Here is a 3384-nt window from a genome sequence, read left to right on the forward strand (position 1 = left end):
CAGCGCCACGCCCACCCGGCGACCCGATTCGCGCACGATCGCCCGCGCCGCACCCTGGCCGTGCACGGCCCGCGCCACGAGGTCGCGGACGTGGTGCACTTCCTGCCCCTCGCCGCGCAGCCGCTCGACCAGGGCCCACCCGCCGGCGACCGCCTCGAGGCACCCGACGTCGCCGCAGCGACAGCGCAGGCCCTCGGCGGCCGCGACCTTGACGTGGCCGAGCTCGCCGGCCGCGCCCAGGTGGCCGCGCACGAGGGCGCCGCCCGCCACGATCCCGAGGCCGAGCCCTGTGGACGCCTTGAGCACGAGCACGTCGTCGTGCTCGAGCAGGTGGCCGTCCCGCTCGGAGAGGGCCATCACGTTGCAGTCGTTGTCGACAACCAGGGGGGCGGTGGTCACGTCTCGGAGGTAGGGCGCCAGCGAGACCCCGTCCCAGCCGCCCAGGGCCGCGGAGTCCACGCTCACCCCGCGCTCCCGGTCCACGATGCCGGGCAGGGAGAGGCCCACGCCCCGGACCTCGTCACCCGAGCGGCCCAGCCCCGCCAACATCGAGGCCAGCTGCTCGGCGACGACCGGCAGGAGCACGTCAGGCCCCAGGCCGACCTCCTGGTCATGGCTGGTCGAGGCAAGCTCGGTGCCGTCCAGGGCGCGCACCGACATCTGCGACCGGCTGCGTCCGATCGCGACTCCCAGCACCAGCCCGGCGTCACGGTTGAGGACCAGTGTCGAGGCCGGTCGACCGCCGGTCGCCGACTCCTCGTCGCCCTCGAGCACCAGCCCGGCCGCGACCAGGGACGCCAGTCGGGCGCTGACCGCCGTACGCGACAGCCCGGTCAGCCGGCCGAACTCACCCCGGGTGGTGGCACGCCCGGACCGGATCAGGTCGAGGAGGTCACCGGCCGTGGCGCCTGGGAGTGCGCCCGGGCCGCTCGTCGGGGCGCGGGGAGGAACAGTCATGGTGCCCGGCATTCAAGCACCGATTGACTTAAGCCTCCAAAGAACCGAAGTTCCGTTGCTTTCGTGCCTAATGATGCGTACCGTGATCCGACATGAACGGACCTTCGGTCGGCCCACCCGACCCGTCGCCTCACCACGCCACTCCCGTGGAGCCGTGCGACTTCACCGTCTTCGGCGGGACCGGCGACCTCGCACTGCGCAAACTGCTCCCTGCGCTCTACCTCCGCGACCGCGACGGCCAGCTCCCTGACGGCTTCCGAATCATCGGCGTCTCCCGCTCCGAGGCCGACGACGCGGGCTACCGCGAGATGGTGGCCCAGGCGCTCGCCGAGCACGTGCCCGCCGACGAGCTGGCCGCCGCGGTCGTCGAGCGGCTGCTGGCGCGGCTCCACCACGTCACCTTGGACGTCGAGGACGTGGGCGCCTGGCACCGCCTCCACGACCGGCTCAAGGACGGCGCGGCCGGCGAGGACGTCATCCGCGTCTTCTACCTGGCCGTCGCGCCCGCGCTCTTCGGCCCGATCTGCGAGCACCTCGACCAGGTCGGCCTGGCCAGCGAGCGTTCCCGGGTCGTGCTCGAGAAGCCGATCGGCAGCGATCTCGCGTCGGCCGAGGAGGTCAACCGGGCCGTGGGCCGGGTCTTCGAGGAGTCGCACATCTTCCGCATCGACCACTACCTCGGCAAGGAGAGCGTCCAGAACCTGCTGGTCACGCGCTTCGCCAACACCTTCCTCGAGCCGCTGTGGAACAGCCGCTGGGTCGACCACGTGCAGATCACCGTCTCGGAGTCGCTCGGTGTCGGCGAGCGCGGGTCCTACTACGACCGCTCCGGCGCGCTGCGCGACATGGTGCAGAACCACCTGCTCCAGCTCCTGTGCCTGGTCGCCATGGAGCCGCCGACGTACATCGACCGCGAGACCGTCCGGGACGAGAAGCTCAAGGTCCTCCAGGCCCTGCGCCCGATGACCCCCGAGCTCGTCGACCGCGACACCGTCGCGGGGCAGTATGCAGCCGGCCTGTGCGAGGGGGCCGCGGCGCCGTCGTACGCCGACGAGGTCGGCCACGCGAGTGACACCGAGACCTTCGTCGCCCTCACCACCGAGGTGCAGAACTGGCGCTGGGCGGGGGTGCCGTTCTACCTGCGCACCGGCAAGCGGATGCCCGAGCGGCTCTCGGAGATCGTCGTGGTCTTCAAGGAGCCGCCGCACGCGATGTTCCCCCACAGCGAAGGCACCAATGAGGCCAACCGGCTCCACATCCGGGTGCAGCCCGACGAAGGCATGCGCCTGCATATGACCGCCAAGGAGCCCGGTCCCGGCGGCATCCGGCTACGGCCGGTCTCGCTGGACCTCAGCTATGCGGCAGCCTTCGGCGGCCGCTCCCCCGACGCCTACGAGCGGCTGCTGATGGATGTGGTCCGCGGCAACACCACGCTCTTCATGCGCCGCGACGAGGTGGAGGCGGCCTGGGCGTGGGTGGCGCCGATCCTCGAACGCTGGGCGGGCCCCGGGCACCGACCCCGCCGCTATCCCGCCGGCACGTACGGCCCCGTTGCTGCCGCCACGCTCCTCGAGCGCGACGGCCGATCCTGGCAGGAGACCGAATGAACACCCTCAACCCCACCGTCGCCGAGGTGACCGCCCGGATCGTCCGGCGCAGCGCCGGCACCCGCGCGGCCTACCTCGCCCGCATCGACGCGGCCGCCGACACCGGACCGGCGCGCGGCAAGCTGGCGTGCGCCAACCTCGCCCACGGCTTCGCGGCCAGCGAGGAGCCGGTGAAGACCGGCCTGCGCTCGGGTCGCAAGCCCAACGTGGCCATCGTGTCGTCGTACAACGACATGCTCTCGGCCCACCAACCCTTCCGCGACGTCCCGGAGGTGCTCAAGAAGTCCATCGTGCGCGCCGGTGGCCTCGCGCAGTTCGCCGGCGGCGTGCCCGCGATGTGCGACGGCATCACCCAGGGTCGCGCCGGGATGGAGCTCTCTCTCTTCAGCCGGGACCTGATCGCGATGTCGACCGCCATCGCGCTCTCGCACGACATGTTCGACGCCGTGATGATGCTCGGCGTCTGCGACAAGATCGTGCCCGGGCTGCTGATCGGCGCCCTGTCCTTCGGTCACCTGCCGACCGTCTTCGTGCCGGCCGGGCCGATGACCTCGGGTCTGCCCAACGGCGAGAAGGCGCGGGTGCGCCAGCTGTACGCCGAGGGCAAGGTGGGCCGCGAGGAGCTGCTCGAGGCCGAGTCGGCCTCCTACCACTCCCCGGGCACGTGCACCTTCTACGGCACCGCCAACAGCAACCAGATGCTGATGGAGGTGATGGGGCTGCACCTGCCCGACGCGACCTTCGTCAACCCCGGCACTCCCCTGCGCGCCGCGCTCGACCGCGCGGCCGGCGAGCGCGCGGTGGCCATCACCCACGCCGG

General features: G+C 72.0%; 3 protein-coding genes. 2 read left to right on the forward strand and 1 reads right to left on the reverse strand.

All coding sequences use genetic code 11. The annotated features are described in order from the left end of the window. A partial coding sequence (locus tag RMO85_RS09920) for an ROK family transcriptional regulator (protein WP_310528564.1) occupies positions 1–957 on the reverse strand: 957 nt, incomplete at its 3' end. Positions 958–1049: 92 nt separating this feature from the next. On the opposite strand from RMO85_RS09920, the gene zwf reads away from it, so the two are divergent. Together zwf and RMO85_RS09930 are read left to right on the forward strand one after the other, a co-directional pair. Continuing rightward, positions 1050–2564: a glucose-6-phosphate dehydrogenase gene (zwf, locus tag RMO85_RS09925; protein ID WP_310528565.1), complete on the forward strand. Its 1515-nt coding sequence runs from the start codon at positions 1050–1052 to the stop codon at positions 2562–2564. After that, positions 2561–3384: dihydroxy-acid dehydratase (locus RMO85_RS09930; protein ID WP_310528566.1), on the forward strand; the 824-nt coding region annotated here is incomplete at its 3' end. The genes zwf and RMO85_RS09930, both read left to right, overlap by 4 nt.

The organism is Nocardioides sp. (genome assembly GCF_031422975.1).
GTDB lineage: Bacteria > Actinomycetota > Actinomycetes > Propionibacteriales > Nocardioidaceae > Nocardioides.

Excerpts from the sequence above, each read along its gene's own strand:
- zwf (WP_310528565.1), top strand. The coding sequence starts at position 1,050 with ATGAACGGACCTTCGGTCGGCCCACCCGACCCGTCGCCTCACCACGCC.